Raw genomic sequence first — 23096 nt, 5'->3', positions numbered from 1 at the left:
AGTTGATAACAATTTACGTAATGGTAATTATTATCAACTAACGACACAAGTGTTAATGAGATTTATTTCCATTTATGGCGTTTTAACCAAAAATATACACCGCTTACAATAAAAAATGCGAGTGAAAGGGCTATTAATAACCATAAAAACTGCACGATAGGACCTGCAAAATCACCAATGTGAAACTTATACTTAAAGTTCCATGCTTGTGTTGTGAAGTTTGTTTTACTGGCGTCAAATGAGTTTAATACTTTACCCGTAAATGGGTTAGTCCAAACCCAGCTGTAAGCGTGGCTTTCGCCAGGGTTTTGCATTCTCAGTGCAATTGCTTCGTCATCCTTTTTAGGTAAGTAAATTCTATATAATTTACCGTCTGGAAATACGTTCTCTGCATTTTTAATTGCTTCATTGTAGTTTAAAGCAGCTTGAGAAGGGGTTATTACTTTTGGTGCTTTAGGTCTTTGTTCTATCTTGTTTAAGGTCACAAATTCTAATACCGATTGAGTTTGTGTTTTCCAGTTAAATGCCATACCAGTAAATGCAATCAGTATAAGCGGTATAAAAAAGTAAACACCAAGCACTGTATGAAATTGATACATGAGCACTCTAAATTTGGCTTTTGGTTTTATAGCTAAACGTTTAACTCTGTTTTTGGGCTTTACCCATAAATAAAAGCCCAGTAATACATTTATTAAAAGTAGCAATGCACACACCGACATCCAATTTCGAAAGGTTTTTTCACCTTTACTGTTTTCAAACAACAGCCAACGATGTAATCCCATAGCAAACCCATAAATCGTATCGGTTGATTCATAGATGTTTAGTACACTCCCAGAGTAGGGGTTAACACTGGCGTAGTGTTTATTGGCTAACCGAAATTGCCATGCTGCGTTTGGCGCTTGTTCGGGCATAAAAAAGGTGATTTTTTGCTTAGTTTGAGCTTGTACATTTTGTATAAGTTCATCGTAATGCATTAAGTTTTTTTGGGGTGTTACTTGCCATTTCTCAGGCTCTATTAGGTGCTGTATGTCTTTTGCATAAATCATAACAGCACCGGTTAGGCTCACTATTAATAAAAATAGTCCGCTAATTAGGGCAAGGCCTAAATGAATTCTACGTAACCAAAGTTTCAAAAACGGTATCTCATTATGAGTTAATGACAATATTGTAAATGATAATACGAGCTGTTTTCAATTAAATAGTTATGTATTTGGTTTAGCTTGTTATTAAGAACATTAAATTAGGCTTTTATTCGCGATTGGTCGGATTTCTATTATGCAATTTTCGATATTAAAATTGTTGTGTAAAAAACTTTTAACTGCGGCTAAATCAATTACGTGCTGAGTGCTAATAATAAGCTCGCAATAATTTTCTTTATCGCCTAGTTGCCAAAGCTTGATGCTCATTACCGATTCGATATTAAATTCATTACTAATAGCATGTGATATTGCATCTGTATCAATATTGCTAGGCGCTGCTTGCATTAAAATTTTGCAGCTTTGCTTTAATAGTAAAATGCCATGATAAATTACATAAAGAGAAATAAGCACAGTGGCAATTAAGTCAACGATATACCACTGGTATAAAATAATTAAGGTGCCCGCAATAATAACAACAATAGATGCCATTGCATCTGATACGTTATGAATAAAGGCCGCTTTTATATTTATACTGTGATTTGCGCCAGCTCGGTAGGTTAAATATGCGGTTGCTAAATCAATAATCAATGCTATTGCTGCCACCCACACAACTATCCAACCATTAATTTGTTGAGGGCTTAAATAGCTCGAAATGGCTTCAAAAATTAAATACACACCAATTAATATCAATGTACTGCTATTAAAAAGTGTGGCAAGTATTTCAGCGCGTTTATAGCCAAAATGATGAGTGGTGTCAGCAGGTTTATTACCAATTTTACGTGCAACGAGCGCGATAAATATAGAGGCAGCATCACTTAAATTATGAAGTGCATCGGCTATAAGTGACAAACTGCCCGAAAATATCCCGCCAATAACTTGGGCTACGGTTAGCAATACATTAATAACCACAGCAACGGTGAGCTCTTTATTGCTTTGATTTTCGTCTACATGACTATGTGAGTGATCGTGCGCCATAATGCCCTCAAACGCATTGATTAAATACTGCTTATATCACGAGGAGTTTAAAACAGCTACAGAAGTTGTTGCGTAAGCAAGCGTAATTATAAGTTAGTAATAAAGGCGTATTTTTTAAAAAATGTGAATTTAAGATTGTAACGCTAAATACCCAGTTTTTAAGGAGTTTACCGCTCAAAACTTGCGTCTTTATATATTTAGTGCATTAATGTAAGTAATATTAAATGATTATAAGTTGCTGGATATTAAGCATGGACAAAGGTTTAAACTTTGGTGAATTAACAGGTAAAGGACAGTCTGTTCGAAGTAAGTTAATTATAACCTTTATAATTATAGCCTTAGGGCCACTTTGTATACTTACGTGGTTTAGTCTTGAACATGTAAATAGCACGCTTAAACAAAATGCAGACACTGAACTTAACGAGCTTAATAATATAGGTAAGCAATTTGCTGATATTTGGTTTACAGACCATGTTAAAGATTTATATTTGCTTAGGGCGCAGTTTGATATCAGCCCCAATAAAAAGCAAAAATTAATTAATCAATTTATTGAGCAGTATGATTTTGTTAATCATGTAGAGCTTATTGATGTAAACCTCGTTAAATCACTACCTTCATCTCCCTTTTTTAATATTATTAAAGATCAACGTTTTAATAACATACTCTCTGGTATTAAAAATACAGGTAAAATCCAATTTCAGTCAATGACAGTCTCAGGGCGTGAGTATCATATTATTGGCTTACCGTTAGTAAATACCGAAAATAAGCTACAAGCCATATTGCTCGCAGATATAAATTTAAACGGCTTATTAAATAATCTAAGTAAAATACACGCTGTAAATAAAGACATAACATTTTATGTTATGCATAATAATAAAATTCAAAAAAATAATAATTCAGACGATTCTCAACCATTATTTTTCTCTCAAAACGGCTCCCCAACGCAACGTGTCTTTTCTTACAGTAATAAAAATGAAGAGACTTTATACGGGTATATTGATTCTCTAGAGTTTTTAAATGAATCTGGATGGCAGTTACTTGTAACAAAACCAAAAGAAGTTGCACTACAAGGTGCTAATTTTTATAAACAGCTTGCTTTATTAACAAATGCGGGGGCATTGCTGTTTATATTAACGTCATCGTGGTGGTTTGGGCGTCGACTTTCTAGACCTTTAATTAACTTAGCTAAAATTGTTGAAAGTATTACAAAAGGAGACAAGGTAAAAGTCCCTGTAATAAACGACAGTATTGAGTTTAACCAGCTTTCATTGGGTTTACGTAATTTAGTAGCCGTAAAAGAAGAGCAACAAAGTATATTACAAAAACAACGCTCTGCACTTCAAATTGCATTAAAACAATTAGCCGAGCAAAAAAGTGCATTAGATGAACACGCTATTGTTGCTGTAACTGATTTGCATGGCACCATCACTTTTGTAAATAAGAAATTTTGTGAGATTAGTGGCTACGATGAACACGAATTAATAGGCGAAAACCATCGCCTTTTAAATTCAGGTAAACACGAAAAAGCATTTTTTAAAAATATGTATAAAACGCTTAAACGTGGTGATATATGGAACGGGCAAATATGCAATCAAGCTAAGCATGGTGGTTTTTATTGGGTAGATACCACCATTGCACCATTTTTAGATGAAAATGGAAAACCGCAAAACTATATTGCTATTCGTACTGACATTACAGCCCTGAAATTACAAGAGCTAGAGCTTGAGCAACACAAAACACAGTTGCAGCTAGTGATTGACTTAACAGCAGTGGGTATTTGGGATTGGTACATTGATACTAAAAATGTGACATTTAATAACCGCTGGGCCGAGATTATAGGTTACAAGCTCAGTGATATTGAACCTTGTACTATAGATACTTGGTATACCTACGCTCACCCTGATGATTTAGCTATGTCGGAGAAAAAACTTCAAGCGTATTTTTCCGGCGAGACTGACTATTATGTTAGTGAAGCCCGCATGAAGCATAAAAACGGACATTGGATTTGGGTTCTCGATACTGCAAAAATAGTTGAGTGGAATACCGATGGCTCTCCAAAACGCATGATCGGTACGCATTTAGATATATCAGATCGAAAATCTACAGAGCTTGAGCTACAAGGAAGCCGAGACAGATTTGCATCTTTGGTATCAAATATCCCTGGTATTATTTATAGATGTAAGTTTGATGACAAATTAAGCATGCTTTACATGAGCGAGCAAGCGAGTGAAATTACCGGTTATTCACCCGATGAGTTGATACACAATGAAGATCTTTGCTTCTTTGATTTAATATGTGAAGACGATTCTCAAAAAATAAAAGATGAAATTGTCCGTTGTGTTAGCGCTAAGCAGTCATGGTCTGTTGAGTATAGAATTAAAGCCCGCGATGGCTCTTTGCATTGGGTAAACGAAAAAGGCCAAGCGATTTACGCAGATGATGGCAATATATTGTATTTAGATGGATTTATTTTAGATATTACAGAACGTTACAATACACAATTAAAAATAAGCCGTCAGCAAAGCCTGCTTGAATCAATGAGTAAGCAAGGACAGATTGGTGCATGGGAGATGGACCTAGATGCGCATACTCTTTATTGGTCTGATGAAGTTAAAGTTATCCACGAAGTACCAGAGGGATTTGAGCCGAGGATAGATACTGCTATTGATTTTTATAAACCAGGAATACACCGAGACACTATAAGTACCTTATTTGAATGCGCTGTGACTTTAGGTGAAAGCTGGAGTGTAGAGCTTATTATTTTGACCTATTCGGGGCAAGAGCGTTGGGTTAAATCAATGGGCCAAGCAGAGCTTAAAGATGGTAAATGCGTACGTGTTTTTGGTTCATTTCAAAGTATTGATGCACATAAGCGCCTTGAACTCGAAAGCGAAAAAGCAAACCGCTATAACAAAAATTTAGCCGCGCTTACAGTCGCACCTGAAGTGCAAAATAGTGATGTAGAGCAAGTTAAAAAGCTAGCCGTTAAATCTATGTGCGAAGTGCTAAATGTTGCACGTGCGTCGGTATGGATTTTTAACGATCAACGAGATGTAATGACATGTCATAGTTTATACATAGATGGACAAGGGTTTGTAGATACAGATGCTGTTTTAACTGCTAAAGACTACCCTGCATATTATAGCGCCATTTATAAGCAAAACTTAGTAGCCATTGATGATGTTTATACGCACCCAGCAACTGTTGATTTTATAGAAGCGTATACAAAGCCATTAAATATTAAATCGATGCTTGATGCAGTAATAGCAACTGGTGATGGTAATTTAGGTATTTTGTGCGCTGAAACGGTAGGCGAACATCACAATTGGACGCAAAGTGAAGAAACGTATCTTCGCTCATTAGCTACTTTAGTGGGAAGCACTTTAGTTTCTCAGCAACGAAAAGTAATTAGTGAGGAGCTAAAAGTAGCACTTGTAAAAGCTGAAGATGCAGCCATTGCTAAGAGCCAATTTTTAGCAACCATGAGCCATGAAATAAGAACGCCAATGAATGGTGTACTCGGTATGCTAGAACTTGTTCAATTAGAGTCACTCCCTAAACCAATAGAAACAAAAGTAGGTATAGCCAAAACAAGTGCGCACTCTTTATTGGGTGTAATTAACGATATTTTAGATTTCTCTAAAGCCGAAGCGGGTAAAATTGAACTTGAAGAGATTAACTTTAATGGACGTGATTTAATTGGTGAAGTTGCTGCCGCACAAGCATTGACTGCTCAAGAAAAAGGTATAGAAATAATTTTAGATTTGGTAGCGCTAGAGCCTTCGCAGTTATGCGGAGATCCTGGGCGGATTCGACAAGTACTTACTAATTTATTAAGCAACGCCGTTAAGTTTACGAGTCAAGGCGAGGTTGTTGTAAGCGCGAAAATTAATAAAGTAGCTCAAGGTATAGAGTTTGTTGTAAGTATAAAGGACTCAGGCATAGGAATAAGTGAAGAAAAGCAACAGCAATTATTTACCCCTTTCTCTCAAGTCGATGCATCAACAACGCGTGAATATGGAGGCAGTGGCTTAGGGCTGGCTATTTGTAAGCAGCTTTGTGAACTAATGGGGGGAGCTATCTCTCTCACTAGCGAAGCCGGTAAAGGGAGTACTTTTACTGCCACTATAATGCTGACTCCGGGAGATCAAAAAGAACGTTATATTCCTAATATTAATATGGAAGAGCTAACCGTTTTGGTTGTTGATGATAACGAGACAAATCGAATTGTAATTTCACAGCAGCTTGAGCACTGGGGCGCTAAAGTTGCGCTTGCATGTGACGCACGCGAAGCTCTTGATATGTGCGCGCAGCAGTATAAAAGTAACAATTGCATGTATGACATTGCAGTGCTTGATATGCAAATGCCAGGAATGGATGGTATAGAGCTGTGTAAAGCACTAAAAGCACATGAACATTATAAATCAATGCCACTTGTAATGATGACCAGTATTGCTGGTATGGAAGGTGCGCAGCGCTATTCTAATGCAGGCTTTCAGGCATATTTCCCCAAACCTGTAACCACTGCCGATTTAATTTCTGCACTGTCAGTCATAACAAGTAATGATTCAGATGAGACACTCCCACTTGTTACTTCAGGCTATATTTCCTCTCTTAAAAAAGAAAAGGTGCAGGAACCTACCCAAATATTACTTGTAGAAGATAATCCAATTAATCGGCAAGTGGCTACATTAATGCTCAAAAAGCTTAATTGTGACGTTACAATTGCCGAAAATGGTCAATTAGCGATAGATATATTAGAGTCTCACGATTCTGGTTTCTTTAAGCTCGTTCTTATGGATTGCCAGATGCCTGTTATGGATGGCTTTGCTACAACTGCAGCTATACGTAAAGGTATGGCGGGTATACAACACAAAAACATTAGGATCATTGCTATTACGGCTAACGCAATGGGCTCTGATAAAGAGCGTTGTATAACAGCTGGAATGGATGACTACTTGAGTAAACCTATTCAATTAGATATTTTAAAAGATAAATTAGAGCAGTATATTTAAGGTAAAAATACAATGAGCCAACCCGTTATAATACGTGATGCAAAACCAAGTGACGCAAAAACAATTTTGCACTTTATTACCGAACTTGCCATATATGAAAAAGAACCTGATGCAGTAAAAACAGACGAGCAGGCAATTTTAGATACTCTGTTTAGTGAAGGTGCAACTGCGCACAGCATAATTTGTTTAGAAGGTGATGAGGCAATTGGTTTTGCGGTATATTTTTATAATTACTCTACCTGGTTAGGTAAAAATGGCCTATACCTTGAAGATTTATACGTAAGCCCAGATAGCCGTGGCAATGGCGCAGGTAAAGCCATTATGAAGCACTTAGCTAATAAGGCGATTAGTAATAACTGTGGGCGTTTTGAATGGGTAGTGCTTGATTGGAATAAACCCGCTATCGATTTTTACAATAGCATTGGTGCAAAGCCTCAAAACGAATGGATTATATATCGCTTAACAGGGCAGGAATTATTAGACTTCGCTAAATAGTTAATGAAAATCATTTGCATTTAGTTTTGTGGGTGTGTAAGTTAAATACACACTCATAAATAAACGTGCAGATGATTATATGATCTCAAGTCAAAAACAACCCCACTTAGATTTACTTTATCTTGATCAAGCATTAAGCCCTTGGCAGTCGAATATAATGCAAGGTAATTATGCATTTGAACAAGGTGCACTTCTCGAAGCCCGCGATAAATACTTATTAGCTAAAACACTTGCAGATCATCTTCTTCAGCAATTTTTATATGATCAGATTAATAACACTGTCATTCATGCTATTGAGCACTGTATACCCGCACTTGTTGTTGCGTCACATAATTTAGCTGATACCTATATAGCTATGCAACAGCCTGAAAATGCATGCAAATGGCTATGCGAAGTACACTTAACACTCTCTTCATTAATTAAGCATACTCATTACGATATACAAAAAGTGAGTAAGCATCATTACATTAAAACTTCCTCTGAACTTGTATCATTTGCAAGACGTTATCATTTTTTACCTGAGCTAATAGAGCAAGTGAATTTTTGCTTATGCTCTAAAGACTCAACAAACAGCCTGCTACATTAAAATAAGGAGTAATTTATGGCGTTTACATTGCCAGCACTTGATTATGAATATGATGCGCTTGAGCCTCATTTAGACAGTAAAACGATGCATATTCACCACACATTGCATCATCAAACGTATATCAATAAAGCCAATGCTGCTTTAGCAGATACTGTATATGCAACCGCAAATGCTGAAAAATTACTTAAGGGAATAAACAGCCTGCCTAGTAATTTGCAAAAAGCAGTACAAGAGCATGTAGGAGGGCATTTTAATCACAGCTTATTTTGGCAAATAATGAGCCCACAAGGAGGAGGTCAACCTGAAGGTATTGTGGCTCAGGTTATAAATGAGCAACTAGGCAGTTTTGATAAATTTAAAGACCAATTTACAGCCGCGGCAATTAGCCAATTTGGTAGTGGTTGGGCGTGGTTATGTGTAACGCCAGATGAAAAGTTGATTGTAGAAAATAGTGCTAATCAAGATTGCCCATTAATGCAGGGAAATATCCCTATTTTGGGACTTGATGTATGGGAACATGCTTATTACTTGAAGTATCAAAACAAACGCCCTGAATATATTGCTGCATTTTATAATGTAATTAATTGGCAAGAAGTACAAAGGCGTTATTTATTGGCTATTGGTTGAGTGCCGAATATGGCTAGTAATACAGTTTATTTTCTATAAGCTAGACTCTATTAGGTTAATTTATAGAGCCGTTTATGGACACTTCACATTGGCAAAAAGCACGTCAGAGTCGCGATCCTCGTTTTGACGGGCTTTTTTACGTAGCGGTAAAAAGTACCGGTATTTATTGCAGACCAATTTGCCCTGCACCAACGGCTCACGAAAAAAACGTTGCTTATTATCAGTTTGCCCATAACGCGGCGCAAGATGGTTTTAGGCCCTGTATTCGTTGCAGGCCCGATAGTGCCCCTGGCAGCGCAGCATGGCAGGGTACAAAAACGACTGCACTTAGAGCAAAACAGTTAATAGATCAAAATGACGAGCATGACTGCGAAAAATTAGCAGCTCGTTTAGGTATAAGTAGTCGTTATTTAAGGCAGTTGTTTAAGCAGTATTTTGGCGTGTCGATTACGCAATACCGATTATTTAATCAGTGTCACTTTGCTAAAAAATTGATTCAAGAAACACATTTACCCCTTACCGAAATAGCATTTGCCGCTGGCTTTAAAAGTATTAGGCGTTTTAATGATGCTTTTTTACAGCAGTTAAATATAGCTCCCTCAAAGCTGCGCAGTGGCGATAAAAAACCAACGTCAACACTCACTTTAACCCTGCCATTTAGGCCGCCTTATAATTGGCCTGCTTTGCAGAGCTTTTTACAAAGGCGCTTGATAAAACCAATGGAGTGGATAACACAAACGAGCTACGGACGTACTTTTGCAAGTGAGGAATATAAAGGAAGCTTTACCGCTGAATTTATAGCGAGTAAAAATCACTTTAGTGTATCTATCAATATAGACAATACGGTGTACTTACAACCTGTTATAAATAATATACGCCGTGTGCTTGATTTAGATGCCGATATTAATTTAATTGAAACGCATTTAAGCGCCAATATAAACAATGCGTTTACAGTGTGTGAAGGGCTCAGACTTCCAGGGATTTGGTCAAGTTTTGAAGCCGGTATAAGGGCGGTACTCGGACAACAAGTGAGTGTTACTGCGGCGCATAATTTAGTAACAAAGTTAGTTGACGAATTAGGCGAAAAAGAGGGCGATGCCGTTTATTTTCCTACGGCTAAAATTGTTGCTAATAGTGATTTTGCATTTTTTAAAATGCCACAAGCACGCAAAAATGCGCTACACAACTTAGCCCAGTTTTGTGCACTAAATCCTGAAAATGACGATTTAGACGAATGGCTTAATTTAAAGGGAATTGGTCCTTGGACGGTAAATTATGCAAAGTTGCGAGGGCAAAGCCAGCCCGATATATTACTTGATGGCGACTTAGGTGTTAAAAAAGCTCAAGCGGCGGCAAACCCTTTCGTACCTGCTAACAGCGCTCCTTTTCGCTCTTACTTAACTTTTCAACTTTGGCAGCAATTATAATGATCATTCAAACATCCATTTCGAGCCCTATAGACGACATAATTATTCAAGCGACAGATAAAGGAGTGAGTTACGTTGGGTTTTATCCTCCAGTTGAGCACCTTCATACGCCATTTGAGCAAGTCGCTAACAAGGCGGTGCTTATTTGTGCTGCGCAGTTAAATGAGTACTTTGCAAAAAAACGTACTACTTTTGATGTACCACTTGATACAAACGGTACGGTATTTCAACAAAGCGTATGGCAAGCACTATTAACGGTACCTTTTGGAAAGTCGCAAACATACGGCTATATTGCAAACCAACTCAATAATCCAAAAGCAGTGAGGGCAGTAGGTGCTGCGAATGGTAAAAATCCGATTAGTATTATAGTGCCTTGCCACCGAATTATTGGCGCAAATGCAAAGTTAACGGGCTATGCTGGTGGGCTTGATAGGAAACTTTGGTTGCTGAAACACGAAGGATTAATGTAAATTAATTGATAAAATATAGCCAGTCTGCTTAACTCAACCTATAATTTAAATAATCAACTAATAAAAATTATTATGCGTATTAATAGCTTAGTGTACTTTTTTATTGCCAGTTTAATGTTTACCGCTACTGCGTTTAGCAAGCCGCAAAGTCTCGTGTTTTGTTACGAAGACAAAAATATAGCTCCTATGTTTTTAGGTGATGGCCAAAATATACCAACAGATAAACCTGGTGCATCAATCGAAATACTTCAAAAACTTGATTTAGCATTGCCCAATGTAGCAATATCATTTGTTAGAAAGCCATGGCGTAGATGCTTAAACGATTTAGAATTTAATCGAGTTAATGCTATTATTGCAAGTTACCGCAAAGGGCGAGAAAACGTTGCTGTTTACCCTGTTGATGAGCAAGGTAAGTTACAAGATGACTACGCAGTAAGTGAATTTGGCAGCTGCCTTATAGGGCGTTATAAATTTCATAAGGAATGGGAGACTCGTGAAGTATTTCAAAATAAAGCATTTACGATAGCTATTCCTAATGGCTATGGACTAAATAGCGCGTTGAAAGAAGAACCATTTTTTATTCATAATACGTTTTCTAAAAGCAAAGCTTTTGAGTTGCTAGATAAGGGCGTGGTGCAGGCGAGCGTTGATCTATGCCAAGTAGATGGCTTAAAAGTGTCGAGTTATCCGTATGAGGGTAATAATGTTAAACCTATTTATCCCCCTTACGAAACCAGCCATGGTTACCTTGTTTTTTCAAAAAAATTCTACGAAGAAAATAACACTCTAAGTTGGGAAATGTGGCATTGGCTATCAAAATTTGAAAGTGCACCTGTGTATATTAAATACTTACAGACACCTAAATAACCTCATTAAATTCGCGTTTGTAAATTGGTATTAATTTAATATTAAGGTAGCATAAGCGCACTTTTTATAAAATGGCACCACAATGGCTCAATTATACTTTTACTACTCTGCAATGAATGCAGGTAAATCAACCACGTTATTACAATCTGCATTTAATTATAAAGAACGTGGCATGGAACCTGTGATCCTTACTGCTGCCATTGATGATAGACAAGGCGTAGGTAAAGTATCGTCTCGTATTGGCTTGCAAGCAGATGCGCATGTATTTGATGCCAGTAAAGATGTTTTTGATCTTATTCAATCACTCAATAATGATAAAAAGCGCCATTGTGTGTTAGTTGACGAGTGCCAATTTTTATCAAAAGAACAAGTAATGCAATTAACCGATGTGGTTGATGAACTCGGTATACCGGTATTGTGTTATGGCCTGCGTAACGACTTTAGAGGCGAGCTATTTATAGGGTCGCAATATTTGCTTGCGTGGGCTGATAAGTTAGTTGAGCTTAAAACTGTTTGCCACTGTGGACGTAAAGCAAACCATGTACTGCGTACCGATGAAAATGGCGAAGCAATAGCCGATGGTAACCAAGTAGAAATTGGCGGCAATGACCGATATGTTTCGGTATGCCGCAAACATTATAAAGCCGCGTTAAATATGGGCCGATAAAGCATTTAAAAATGTATCAATATCTTCGCGGGTTATATCTAAATGCGTAACTAGCCTAAGCTGCTTGCTTGGGCTAAATAGTATACCTTGTTGTTTAAGCGCTTCAGCAATATCTTCAATATTTATACTGCTACTGTATGTTGCGTAAACCATATTAGTGGTGTTAATCATATCTACAGTAAAGCCACTGATTTCACTTAATTGTTGAGCCAAATAACGTGCATTTTCATGATCGTCTTTTAAGCGCTCTACATTGTGCTCAAGTGCAAACTGCCCGGCAGCTGCAAGCATTCCGGCTTGGCGCATACCGCCACCAAGTACTTTTCTCCATCGTCTTGCTTTATTAATAAGTGCTGGTGAGCCTAATAATAAAGAGCCTACGGGCGCCCCCAAACCTTTAGATAAACAAATAGAAACTGAGTCAAAGTGTTTTGTAATTTCAGTGATATCAATATTTAGCTCAACAGCGGCATTAAAAGCACGTGCGCCGTCTAAGTGCAGCGCTAAATTATGTGTGTCAACAAAGTCACGAGCTTGGGCTAAGTACTCAAGCGGGAGTACTTTTCCGCCTATGGTGTTTTCTAAGCTAAGCAATCGCGTTTTTGCAAAATGGCAATCATCTGGTTTTATAGCCGTCGCTATTTTACTAAAAGGGATACTGCCATCAGCATCGTTTTCGATAGGCTGTGGTTGCACAGACCCTAAAACGGCTGCGCCGCCACTTTCAAACTTATAGTTATGTGCATTTTGGCCACAAATGTATTCGTCACCTCGCTCACAATGCGCCATTATTGCAAGTAAGTTGGCTTGTGTACCTGAGCTGCAATAAAGTGCGGCTTCAAAGTTAAAACGCTTACACGCATTGGCTTCTAGTTGGTTAACGCTTTCATCATCACCGTATACATCGTCACCAACCGGTGCGCTGTACATAATATCGCGCATTGTGTTTGTTGGTTTTGTAACTGTATCAGAGCGAAAATCTATCATGATTGCCTTATCCTTTTTATTGTTTTTAATAAAATTGGTATTAATCAAGCTCGCTACAAATTTGCTCACGAGTGTCTTTATCAAAGTAAGTCCATGCAATAAAGCGGCTGATTTTTTGACCTTGTGCCATATCAACTATTTTATATTGTGCTATTGGGTGGGCTTTTAATACTTCTTCAAGAGCTGCAATATTATCTTTTTTAGAGACTAACGACGTAAACCACAGTACTTGCTCTGCAAAGTCTTCGCTCTCTTTAATCATGTTAGAGATAAACTGTACTTCACCGCCTTCACACCATAATTCATTATTATGGCCACCAAAGTTAAGTGTGCTACTGGGTGTTTTTCCTAGGTTTTTCCACTTACGTTCACTGCCTTTACTTGCCTCTTCTTCGCTTGCATGAAACGGAGGGTTGCAGAGCGTTAAGTGGTATAAATCTTTTTGATTTACAACGCCTTTAAAAATATGTGATGCGTTTTTTTGTTGTTTTAGGGTTATTTTTAAACCATTAAACTGAGCAATTTGCTTTGCTATCTTTACCGAAGCTGCATCAATATCAGTCCCTGTAAAATGCCACTTATATTCACTTGTACCAGTAAGCGGATAAACTAAGTTAGCGCCAGTGCCAATATCAAGCACTTTAATTTGCTTACCTAAAGGTATTTGTTGTTGGTTATCATCACTTAATAAGTCGGCTAAGTAATGAATGTAGTCAACACGCCCAGGTATAGGCGGGCACAAGTTGTGCTCGGGAATATCCCAAAAATCAATATTATAATGTGCTTTCAAAAGGGCTTGATTGAGTGTTTTAACGGCTTTGTTATCACTAAAATCAATACTTTTAGTACCTGCAGGTGTGGTTATAACAAAAGGCAGTAGAGCAGGGTGCTCTGTTGTTAATAAATCGAAGTCGTACCCATTTTTATGTAGGTTACGAGGGTGTAATTTTGAACGTGCTTTATTTTCTTTCATGGCTTCATTTTAACAACATATATAATGTGGTGATTGTAACAAATGCTGATGAGTAAAGTGCAGACATTTCCTTTGGTATATTTAATATTGCTGGTAGGATGAGTTGAAAATAATAAAAAGGAATAACTGTGGCGATTTCTCAGCAATCAATAATTATTAATTTAGACGCTCACCAAACACTTCATTTACGCCGTATCAGCGATGAAAATCAGCAAGGGCCTGTCGTATTTTTTATGCATGGAGCTGTAGAAAACGGTAAAATTTTTTACACCCATTCTAATAAAGGACTAGCCCCTTTTTTGGCTGAGCATGGGTACCGATGCTATGTGGCTGATTTACGTGGCCGAGGTGATAGTAAGCCGATTATTTCAAGTGACGCTAAGTACGGTCAGACCGAGGCCATTTTAGAAGATATTCCAGCCTTTATTAAGCAAATAGAGTTGATTGAAGGCAAGAAGCCTGACTACTGGGTCGCTCACTCTTGGGGCGGGGTATTGATGAACAGCGCGTTTGCACGTTTTCCAGAATATATTAATGATGTAAAAGCGTGTGTGTATTTTGGCTCTAAGCGCTCTTTATTTAATAATCATCCTCAAAAATTATTACAAGCCAATTTAATTTGGTATTTTATGGCACCTTTACTTGCTAAAAAACACGGCTATTTAAATGCTAAAGGTTATAAGTGGGGAAGCGATAACGAAACTCAAAAGTCGCATTATCAAAGTATGCAATGGGCTAAAAAGAAGCCATGGATAGATTCTGATGATAATTTTGATTATGAAAAAGCGCTAAACAACCTGCATTTACCGCCAACGCTTCATATTGCTGCGGTAAAAGATAAAGCATTAGCGCAACCAATCGATATTCAAAAATTTATGGACGAATCGGGGCTAGGTATTCAACAAATGCAAATTTACGGTCGTAAACACGGGCATAATTTTGATTACGATCATATTAATATGCTTACCCACCCAAGTGCGCGTGATGATCAATTTAAAGATTTACTTAATTGGTTTAAAGCACATCCGATTAATTAATTCTCATCAAGTAACTTTAAAAGAGGTGTTTTGTAACGCTCCCACTTAGCGATTGCGGCGTTATTAATAGGTTGGCGAATAGCATGTTTACTCAAGGTCGTTACCGGTGTTTTTTGTTTATAAAATGCTAAGCAGCGCTCTTCAAAACTACAGTTTAAAAAACCAAGTAACTGCGTTAGCTGCTCTTTTGGGTTACTCACTAAATCTTCGTAACTGACATCATAAATTGGCATCTCTTTAAAAGAGTGCCAATGGCTCATCAATTTTTCATACAACTTTTGATAAAGCTTAAACTCAGGTAGTGAGCAAAAGTAAGGCTCGTTTTCAGCAAAGTAATTAGTGAAGATAGAAAATGCGGTGGCATTAAAATCACGACTTAAATTTATAAATTTAGCATTTGGAAATAGAATATATATAAGTCCGAGCGACTGATAATTACTCGGCAGTTTATTTATTATAAAAGGTCTGATGGGCGATGCTGTTTTTAATGTTGTGATATACAACTCGCGGGCTTTTTTGATTAAATCCGGCGTTAAATGTGCTAAACATTGCGGGTAAGTCACTCCCGTTTTTTGTTCGATAAAAGCAACTGCGTTATTACTAATACTCGTGCTCTCTCCTAGGCTCGAAAACTGACTATGGCTTGCCAACATTTGCTCCACAAGGGTAGAACCACTACGAGGCATGCCAATAATAAATACAGGCGTGATATTACCCGTAAACTTTTTATCGGCAGAGGCTATAAACTCCTCGGTGTTGTATTTTATTATTTCATCGTAAAAAGGGGTCCTAGATTCAAATTGTAAGTGCATAACTTGTTTTGGCTAGATTAAGTGGTCAGTTGCTCATAAACTAACTGCTTTTTCTCCGGCAAGAGATTTTACAATGAGACATTACAAACAACTGACCTATGCGCAAAGATGCCAGATCGCCGTTCTAAAGAAAAGCGGTTTTACGCAACAAAGTATTGCTGAGCTAACTAATTTATCGCAATCTACGATTTCAAGAGAGCTTTCTAGAAATACAGGTAAGCGAGGTTACAGACACAAACAAGCTCATGAGCGGGCTTTGTTTCGCCGAAGAAGTGTAAGAAAACCGCTTAAGATGACACCTGAAATGATAGCTTTAATTACCCAGAAGCTTAATGAGAAGTGGAGTCCTGAACAAATAACGGGATGGTTACGCAAAGAAAGTGAACTGTCTGTCAGCCATGAATGCATTTATCTGTATATCTGGGAAGATAAAAAAGCAGGTGGTGAGTTATACCTACATCTGCGCCGACACGGTAAGAAATATCACAAGCGCAGTCATGGTAAAACAAACCGAGGGCAAATAAAAAATCGCGTTAGCATTGAAGAGCGCCCACAAATAGTTGATGAGAAAGGCCGTATCGGAGATTGGGAAATAGATACCGTCATAGGCAAAGGTCATCGAGGCGCCCTTGTTACGATTGTAGAGCGGGTCACCCAATTCACTGTATCAACTCAGGTGGCAGGCAAAACAGCACAAGCCGTCACTGCGGCGACGATAGAGCTATTAAGGCCATATAGGTCAGCGCTTCATAGCATCACGGCTGACAATGGAAAAGAGTTCGCTTATCACGAGCAAATCACAGAGGCTTTAAGTGTTCCTGTTTATTTTGCTCACCCTTATCACTCATGGGAGCGCGGATTGAATGAAAACACGAATGGATTACTACGTCAGTATTGGCCGAAGAGCACCGATTTTAAGGCGGTAACACCAGCGCAAGTTATACCAGTACTTGAGCAACTTAATAATCGTCCGAGGAAGACACTTGGATTTGAAACGCCTGCAAAATTGATGCAGGATCACTTGGCGGCTAAAGCCGCCTAAACGTTATGCACTTCAGATTTGAATCCGCGGGTTAAATCTTTAGTGTTAAATTCACTTAATTTTTTTTGTAATTTATTCGCCAATATAAAATAATTAAATGCTTGCTCGGTATCCTCAAGTGCATCGTAACTGTTTGCTAATGCGTAGTAACACACCATTTTTAAACGTAAATTACTCGTTTGAGTTAATAAGTGGTGCAAATTACTTACATAATTATGTTCTTTATCAAAGCGACCTAATTGTACAAGTTCAAATAAAATATAGGCTGTTACAGGGTATACACCAATGCTGAGTGCATGAGCAAAAGTTGTATGAGCTTTATCTAACTCGCCATGTGTTAAATAGTGCTGTGCTAAGTAATAATGAGGTTCTGGATTATGACTTGCTAATTTTTTTGCGTATTCAAGCACCGTTAGTGCATCGTTTGGCGAATGAACACCGTTAAATGCATCAGCAAGGGCATGTAATGGTTCAAGCATATGAGGCAAGCGCTCACAAGCTTTTTGGAGTAGGTATACAGCAGCGTCGTAACGTTCTAGTCGTAAGGCAATTCTGCCTAAGCCAAATAAAGCCTCACCATTTTCAGGGTTACTATTTAAAATTGCTTTAAAATGGAACTCGGCTTCTTTGAGTTTATTTTGTTGCAGTAGTTGGTTGGCTTTTTCAAGTAGCATAGTTATACCAATTTTATTAAAAAAATAATCATTCTATCGCATTAAATAGCGTACTCACTGCGTTAAAAATTATTCATATAGAGCAACTATATATCATAGTTTTCGCCTTGTTATTACGCTATTTTCTGAGCGCTATAATAGAACACTTATTCAATGCAATTGGTATTGTTCATTATTATTTTTATTAACTATAAAATTAAAAAGGCGAAATGTCTTTAACATTTCGCCTTTGGTTCTTCATGAAAATAGTTTAAAAAGTATATGTTGCTTTAGCGTAGTAAAAGCCACCGTTAATACCAAACGGAGATGTTTCGTAGAACTGACCACCCCAGTTGTTATTAGGGATGCCCGTTGCATCTGCAAAATCAAGTTTTTCAGCATTTTGGTCGAATAAGTTTTGAGCACCTACTGAGAAGCTAACTGATTCATTTAAGAAGTAAGTTACTTCAGCATCAATAGTGACTGCAGCATCTGCTGTTTTAGCTGTTGCATCATAATCAACGTGAACACCTTGGTATTCGCCGTAGTAGTTTGCACGAGCAAATGCAGAAACTGATTCCCATTGTTGAGACAATGTGAACGTTGCACGATGGTTAGGTAAATCTTCTTCTAAACGCTTAACTTTAAACGCACCTGTAATTTCACTAAATTTAGTTACTTCAGTATCATTCCAGTTATATGCAAGGCTAAATGTAGAGCTACCGCCCATTAATTCAGCTGTATAGTTTGCAACTAAATCGATACCTTGTGTTGTTGTGTCAAAGTCGTTTGTAAAAAAGCTTACCTGAGCAAGACCTTGTACATTAGGAACTCCAGCGGCTGTAAGTGTATCTTTGTCTGCTTGGCTTAAGTTGATTTTATCTGATTGGCTAATACGGTCATCTACTTGGATGTTGTAGTAATCAAGCGTTAAAAATAATTCGCCAATTGTGTATACAGCACCAAGCGTATAACTTTGTGATTCTTCCGGCTCAAGCTCTGTACCACCTAATTGCACTGCAATTGGGTTTGTTGGTGGAAGAAGCGCTGAATCTTGTAATACACCGCCATCTAAACTTGTTTGTACATTACTTACGTTAGCTTGACCAACCGTTGGTGCACGGAAACCACTGCTTACAGAACCACGAATATTTAAATCTTCAGTTAAATGGTATTGAGCCATTACTTTGTAGTTAGTGGTAGTGCCAAAGCTGTCGTAGTCTTCAAATCGAAGTGCTACGCCCATTAAGAAGTCTTCAGTAAACGGTGCTTCAACATCAACATATGCTGCATAGTTACGGCGAGAAAATTCACCTGCTTGTGATGGTTTAAAACCAGGAAAGCCGTTAGAGCCAATACCAAAACCTTGTGCTGTTAAAGGGCCTGCAGTGTAAGATTCTTCATCACCAGAGACGATAGTGAATGTTTCTTCATGCCATTCAAAACCACCGGCAATGTTTACATCATATGCTAAACCAAAGTCGACACCCTTTGATAAATCAAAGTTAAAGTTTTTCTCTAGCTGTTCGTATTTACCTGGGCTAAAGTCACGTGGCGTATCTGCACCTAAAGAGGCATTAACCGTGTCGTAAATAAAGTAACGTGATTCATTTAAACCTACAGTGCCGCTTAAGTCATAGTAAGTATCTTTTAAGAAGCCACCAGTGAATCGACCTTTAGTACCAATAGTTAAAGAAGTATCAGTAATGTTGCCGCCAAAGTTAGGTGTAAAACCACCTGGAAGCATCTCATTAAAGGCAAAACAATCTGGGTTGTTTGCTACACCATTTATGTAAGCAGGATCATCTAGTACATTGCCGTCTGTTATTGTGATAGTTGGACAGTTAGCGCTCATATCAGGTGTTGTGTCGGCAACAAGTAATGTTTCGCCACCATCATTTGAGTAAACACCAGAACGTGTTTGCGGGTTACGGTAATAAAAACCGCCACGTACATCACGTTCAGAGTAGTTACCAAACATGTAAAATTCAGAGTCGTTTGTTAGCTCTAAACCCACATTACCAAAAATAGTAATATCGTCATCTACTTCTGGTGCACCCCATACTTGTGCAAGAGAAGATACATCAGGCACACCTGCAGCTGAAAGTGCTGCGGCATCGGCACGTTGAACTGAACGACTTGTTGCATTAGCTGTTTTATATTGAAAGCTTAAATTAGCAAAACCATTGTCGGTAAACGGTAAACCTACGTTACCCGACACTTGTGTTGTATCGCCATCACCTTCATAAAATTGACCATGGCGGATTTCTAATTTACCACCTTCTGAAGCGTCTTTTAGTTGGAAATTCATTACACCGGCGATTGCATCAGAACCATACTGCGCAGCCGCGCCATCGCGAAGTACTTCTACTTGTTTAATCGCAATGCTTGGAATAACTGAAATATCTGCGCCTTGCGCGCCATCGTTAATACCACCGCCTAAAAATGCGATTACAGAAGCACGGTGACGACGTTTGCCGTTTAAAAGAACCAATGTGCTGTCTGACGGTAAACCACGTAAGTTAGCTGGACGAACAAGAGAAGCCGCATCACTGATAGGGTTTTGGTGTACGTTAAACGATGGTACTGCACCTTTTAAAAGTTCAAGCATGTCAGTGTTACCTGACTTTTCAAGCTCTTCGCCGCCAATAATGTCGATTGGAACCGGTGAGTCACCTATTGAACGAGGAGCTGAACGCGTACCTACTACGGCAATTTTCTCTACGTTTTTATTTACTTTAGTTTGTTGTTGCTCGTCTGCTGCAATAGCAGAACCCGAAAAAAACAACCCTGCAGTGGTTGTAGCTAAAGCAAATTTGATTGCTTGGTTTAGCGCATTATTTTTTAATTTCATTCTAATTTTCCCCAGTTAGAATAATTCTTATTTTTGATGCTAATTTCACATCATTTATTTTTTACTTAATTTTTTGTTTCACATAAGTTTGAGGGTTTAGCTCAAAAGCCTAATCAATTAAGCTTACTTTTTGTGAAGTCCTATTTACAGACTATAGGTAAAAAACTGGAAGGGCAATTACTAATTAACTATTTGATAACAAAAAGATTCAATTTAAGAAAAAATGCAACAATGGTGCAAAGTAAAGCTAAAATGAACTAAATAAGTGCAAATAGGGTTGTTGTGAGGAAAATTAATGCGTTATCAGTATTTAAATGTTATTTATTTGTTTCTTTTTGGTGGGGTTTTCAATGTTTTGTGCGCATCGCCAAGTTGCTAATTTTTCTTTATATTCATCCCACACGCAGGGGCAGCAACTGCCACCACCACAACATTCATCAGATTTTGGTTTTTCAGGTTTTTGCGGTAGTTGGTTTGTCATATTCAGTGTTGTTGTATGTATTTAATACTAATTTGGTGCAAAGGATAAGTTAAAGGATGTTGTAAGTAAATTATTCTTTGTGAACCCGTGCTGCTGTGTGAAAATAAAAGTTATGCGATTATATAAAGTTATTCACCGTGCACCTTGGCGGGTAGTTAAAATTAGTAAAAAACGCCAACAGCTGCGTTTTCGCCGTGCTATGGTGGCGCTTAAAATTGCACTTGCGCAAGAAAAACAAGAAACCAAAGAAATGCTCTCTATTTATAGGCGCTACACTCAAGGCCAAACAAGTAAAGAGGAGTTAAAGCGCGCTAATGAACAGTTTGTTGATATTTTAAAAGGGTTAGGGCTTGGTGTGTTTGCAGTATTACCTTTTGCCCCGCTTACAATTCCTTTAGTTGTTAAATTAGGGAGTTTAGTGGGAGTTGATGTACTGCCAAGTTCGTTTAATATGAACAAATCAATTAAAGAACTTGATGCTAAAATAGATCAAGAAAATCAAAAGCAAGAATCCAAAAATAGCTTAAAAAAGTAGCTAAAATCCCTTCAAATTAGCGATACCTTTTAGGTGCGCTTATTGATATGCTCTTAAGTACCATTTTTATATTATATGAGCTTTTTAATGAGTGCATTACTACGTCATACATCTTCTGGTATTCCTTTATCTTTTATTCTTAAAAACGAATTATCTGACTGGCAAGCACAGCAGCCTGCATTTATACAAAATTGGTTAACTAATACAGGTTTTGAAAAGCAAGGTGTTGCTTTAATTCCTGATGCTAAAACGGGCGAGTTAAGCCAGGTATTTTGTTTAATGCAAAGTAGCGATGATTTTTGGGCTGCGGGTAATTTAGCAAATACACTTCCTACTGGTACTTATCAAATTCAAGGCGAGAGCGCTTTTGTAGAGCAAGTTGCTTTAGGGTTTGTGCTTGGTGGTTACGAATTTAGTGAATATAAAGAAAAACCAACAGCAAAAGCGCAATTAGCCATTAGCGATAAAGCGTTGTTTGAGCGTATTAGCCAACAAGCTGATGGCATTACACTTGCACGTGATTTAGTTAATACACCAGCGGTAGACATGATGCCGCAACATTTATCGCAAGTAATGGAAGATTTAGCTGCAACTTACAATGGCGAATTTTCACAGTGGGTTGGCGATGAGTTACTAGAGCAAAACTACCCGACTATTCATATGGTGGGTCGTGCAAGCGAAAATAAACCGCGTTTACTTGATTTAAAATGGGGCGCATCAGATGCTCCATTAATTACACTAGTCGGTAAGGGCGTATGTTTTGACTCAGGCGGACTTGATTTAAAACCGAGCTCTGGCATGCGTAACATGAAAAAAGACATGGGCGGCGCGGCGCATGTAATTGCACTAGCGCAGCTTATTATGGCAGCTAACTTACCAATTAGATTACGTGTACTTGTACCAGCGGTTGAAAATGCAGTATCGCGCAATGCATTTCGCCCAGGCGATGTTATTAAAACGCGCAAAGGCATTATGGTCGAAATTGATAATACCGACGCTGAAGGTCGCTTAGTATTATGTGATGCATTAAGCGAAGCGCAAAACGATAATCCTGAGCTAATTATTGATTTTGCTACTCTCACGGGGGCATGTCGTGTTGCACTGGGCACGGAGCTTCCGGGCTTTTTCTCAACAGAGCGCGGTGTAGCAAATGGCATTGTTGACGCCGGTTTAAGTGTACATGACCCTGTTTGGCAACTTCCGTTGTTTGAGCAATACAAAAGCTTACTAAAAAGTGATGTAGCCGATATGGCAAATTGCGCAAGCACACCGTTTGGTGGTGCTATTACCGCAGCGCTTTACTTAAAAGAATTTGTTGAACCAACAACACCGTGGGTACACTTTGATGTAATGGCATGGAACTTACGTGCATTACCAGGTCGTCCAACGGGTGGTGAAGCGTTAGGTATTCGTGCGGTGTTTAATTACCTACAAAATCGTTTTAATAAGTAAGT

The 23096-nt window shown here is 38.1% G+C and carries 18 protein-coding genes and 2 pseudogenes; 12 read left to right on the top strand and 8 right to left on the bottom strand.

Going from position 1 to position 23096, the window contains the following annotated elements; all coding sequences use genetic code 11:
* Positions 1-62: 62 nt before the first annotated feature.
* Positions 63-1133, bottom strand: coding sequence for a PepSY-associated TM helix domain-containing protein (locus RB214_RS17195; RefSeq protein ID WP_309169266.1), 1071 nt, complete (start codon positions 1131-1133; stop codon positions 63-65).
* A 102-nt stretch (positions 1134-1235) separates the two neighbouring features.
* Entirely contained in the window at positions 1236-2114 is an 879-nt protein-coding gene (locus RB214_RS17190; RefSeq protein WP_309169265.1) for a cation diffusion facilitator family transporter, read from the bottom strand.
* Between the two features lie 251 nt (positions 2115-2365).
* On the opposite strand from RB214_RS17190, the gene RB214_RS17185 reads away from it, so the two are divergent.
* The 8 genes from RB214_RS17185 (at position 2366) to RB214_RS17150 (ending at position 12268) form a co-directional block, all read left to right on the top strand.
* A complete protein-coding gene (locus RB214_RS17185; protein ID WP_309169264.1) occupies positions 2366-7129 on the top strand; it encodes a PAS domain-containing protein in 4764 nt (1587 codons plus the stop codon).
* Positions 7130-7141: 12 nt separating this feature from the next.
* Positions 7142-7624, top strand: coding sequence for a GNAT family N-acetyltransferase (locus tag RB214_RS17180; RefSeq protein ID WP_007582331.1), 483 nt, complete (start codon positions 7142-7144; stop codon positions 7622-7624).
* A gap of 79 nt (positions 7625-7703) precedes the next feature.
* The gene (locus tag RB214_RS17175) at positions 7704-8210 is read left to right on the top strand and encodes a hypothetical protein (protein WP_309169263.1); all 507 of its coding nucleotides are present in this window, start codon (positions 7704-7706) and stop codon (positions 8208-8210) included.
* A gap of 15 nt (positions 8211-8225) precedes the next feature.
* Complete coding sequence (locus RB214_RS17170) at positions 8226-8837, top strand: superoxide dismutase (protein ID WP_309169262.1); 612 nt, start codon at positions 8226-8228, stop codon at positions 8835-8837.
* Positions 8838-8911: 74 nt separating this feature from the next.
* Positions 8912-10264: an AlkA N-terminal domain-containing protein gene (locus RB214_RS17165; protein WP_309169261.1), complete on the top strand. Its 1353-nt coding sequence runs from the start codon at positions 8912-8914 to the stop codon at positions 10262-10264.
* A complete protein-coding gene (locus tag RB214_RS17160; RefSeq protein ID WP_024605686.1) occupies positions 10264-10734 on the top strand; it encodes a methylated-DNA--[protein]-cysteine S-methyltransferase in 471 nt (156 codons plus the stop codon). The genes RB214_RS17165 and RB214_RS17160 overlap by 1 nt, the downstream gene beginning before the upstream one ends.
* A gap of 72 nt (positions 10735-10806) precedes the next feature.
* Positions 10807-11601: an amino acid ABC transporter substrate-binding protein gene (locus RB214_RS17155; RefSeq protein ID WP_309169260.1), complete on the top strand. Its 795-nt coding sequence runs from the start codon at positions 10807-10809 to the stop codon at positions 11599-11601.
* Between the two features lie 82 nt (positions 11602-11683).
* Positions 11684-12268, top strand: a complete 585-nt coding sequence (locus RB214_RS17150; protein WP_154902930.1) for a thymidine kinase — start codon at positions 11684-11686, stop codon at positions 12266-12268.
* Here RB214_RS17150 and ltaE read toward each other — a convergent pair.
* Positions 12251-13255, bottom strand: a complete 1005-nt coding sequence (gene ltaE / locus RB214_RS17145) for a low-specificity L-threonine aldolase (RefSeq protein WP_309169259.1) — start codon at positions 13253-13255, stop codon at positions 12251-12253. The genes RB214_RS17150 and ltaE overlap by 18 nt on opposite strands.
* Before the next feature lie 40 nt (positions 13256-13295).
* Positions 13296-14228 (bottom strand): 23S rRNA (adenine(1618)-N(6))-methyltransferase RlmF, encoded by a 933-nt coding sequence (rlmF, locus tag RB214_RS17140; protein ID WP_197100681.1) that lies wholly within the window; start codon positions 14226-14228, stop codon positions 13296-13298.
* 128 nt (positions 14229-14356) lie between these two features.
* On the opposite strand from rlmF, the gene RB214_RS17135 reads away from it, so the two are divergent.
* Positions 14357-15265: an alpha/beta hydrolase gene (locus tag RB214_RS17135; RefSeq protein WP_309169258.1), complete on the top strand. Its 909-nt coding sequence runs from the start codon at positions 14357-14359 to the stop codon at positions 15263-15265.
* Here RB214_RS17135 and RB214_RS17130 read toward each other — a convergent pair.
* A pseudogene (locus RB214_RS17130) lies at positions 15262-16050 on the bottom strand (sulfotransferase); the annotation flags it as partial. The gene RB214_RS17135 and the pseudogene RB214_RS17130 overlap by 4 nt on opposite strands.
* A gap of 100 nt (positions 16051-16150) precedes the next feature.
* Here RB214_RS17130 and RB214_RS17125 point away from each other — a divergent pair.
* On the top strand, positions 16151-17119 hold the full coding sequence (locus tag RB214_RS17125) for an IS30 family transposase (RefSeq protein ID WP_309168378.1): 969 nt from the start codon (positions 16151-16153) through the stop codon (positions 17117-17119).
* A gap of 32 nt (positions 17120-17151) precedes the next feature.
* Here the strand turns inward: RB214_RS17125 and RB214_RS17120 are convergent.
* From RB214_RS17120 to RB214_RS17110, 3 genes and pseudogenes are all read right to left on the bottom strand, one after another.
* Positions 17152-17793 (bottom strand): annotated as a pseudogene (locus RB214_RS17120) (tetratricopeptide repeat protein); the annotation flags it as partial.
* 250 nt (positions 17794-18043) lie between these two features.
* Positions 18044-20626: a TonB-dependent receptor domain-containing protein gene (locus RB214_RS17115; protein WP_309169257.1), complete on the bottom strand. Its 2583-nt coding sequence runs from the start codon at positions 20624-20626 to the stop codon at positions 18044-18046.
* A 310-nt stretch (positions 20627-20936) separates the two neighbouring features.
* On the bottom strand, positions 20937-21107 hold the full coding sequence (locus tag RB214_RS17110; RefSeq protein ID WP_010553991.1) for an oxidoreductase-like domain-containing protein: 171 nt from the start codon (positions 21105-21107) through the stop codon (positions 20937-20939).
* Positions 21108-21219: 112 nt separating this feature from the next.
* On the opposite strand from RB214_RS17110, the gene RB214_RS17105 reads away from it, so the two are divergent.
* Together RB214_RS17105 and RB214_RS17100 are read left to right on the top strand one after the other, a co-directional pair.
* The gene (locus tag RB214_RS17105) at positions 21220-21642 is read left to right on the top strand and encodes a hypothetical protein (RefSeq protein ID WP_007582356.1); all 423 of its coding nucleotides are present in this window, start codon (positions 21220-21222) and stop codon (positions 21640-21642) included.
* A gap of 87 nt (positions 21643-21729) precedes the next feature.
* A complete protein-coding gene (locus RB214_RS17100) occupies positions 21730-23094 on the top strand; it encodes a leucyl aminopeptidase family protein (protein WP_309169256.1) in 1365 nt (454 codons plus the stop codon).
* The last annotated feature ends 2 nt before the right edge of the window (positions 23095-23096 follow it).

Source organism: Pseudoalteromonas sp. HL-AS1 (genome assembly GCF_031198785.1).
In the GTDB taxonomy this organism is placed as follows: Bacteria; Pseudomonadota; Gammaproteobacteria; order Enterobacterales; family Alteromonadaceae; genus Pseudoalteromonas; species Pseudoalteromonas distincta.
This window is presented reverse-complemented; position numbering and strand designations above follow the sequence as displayed.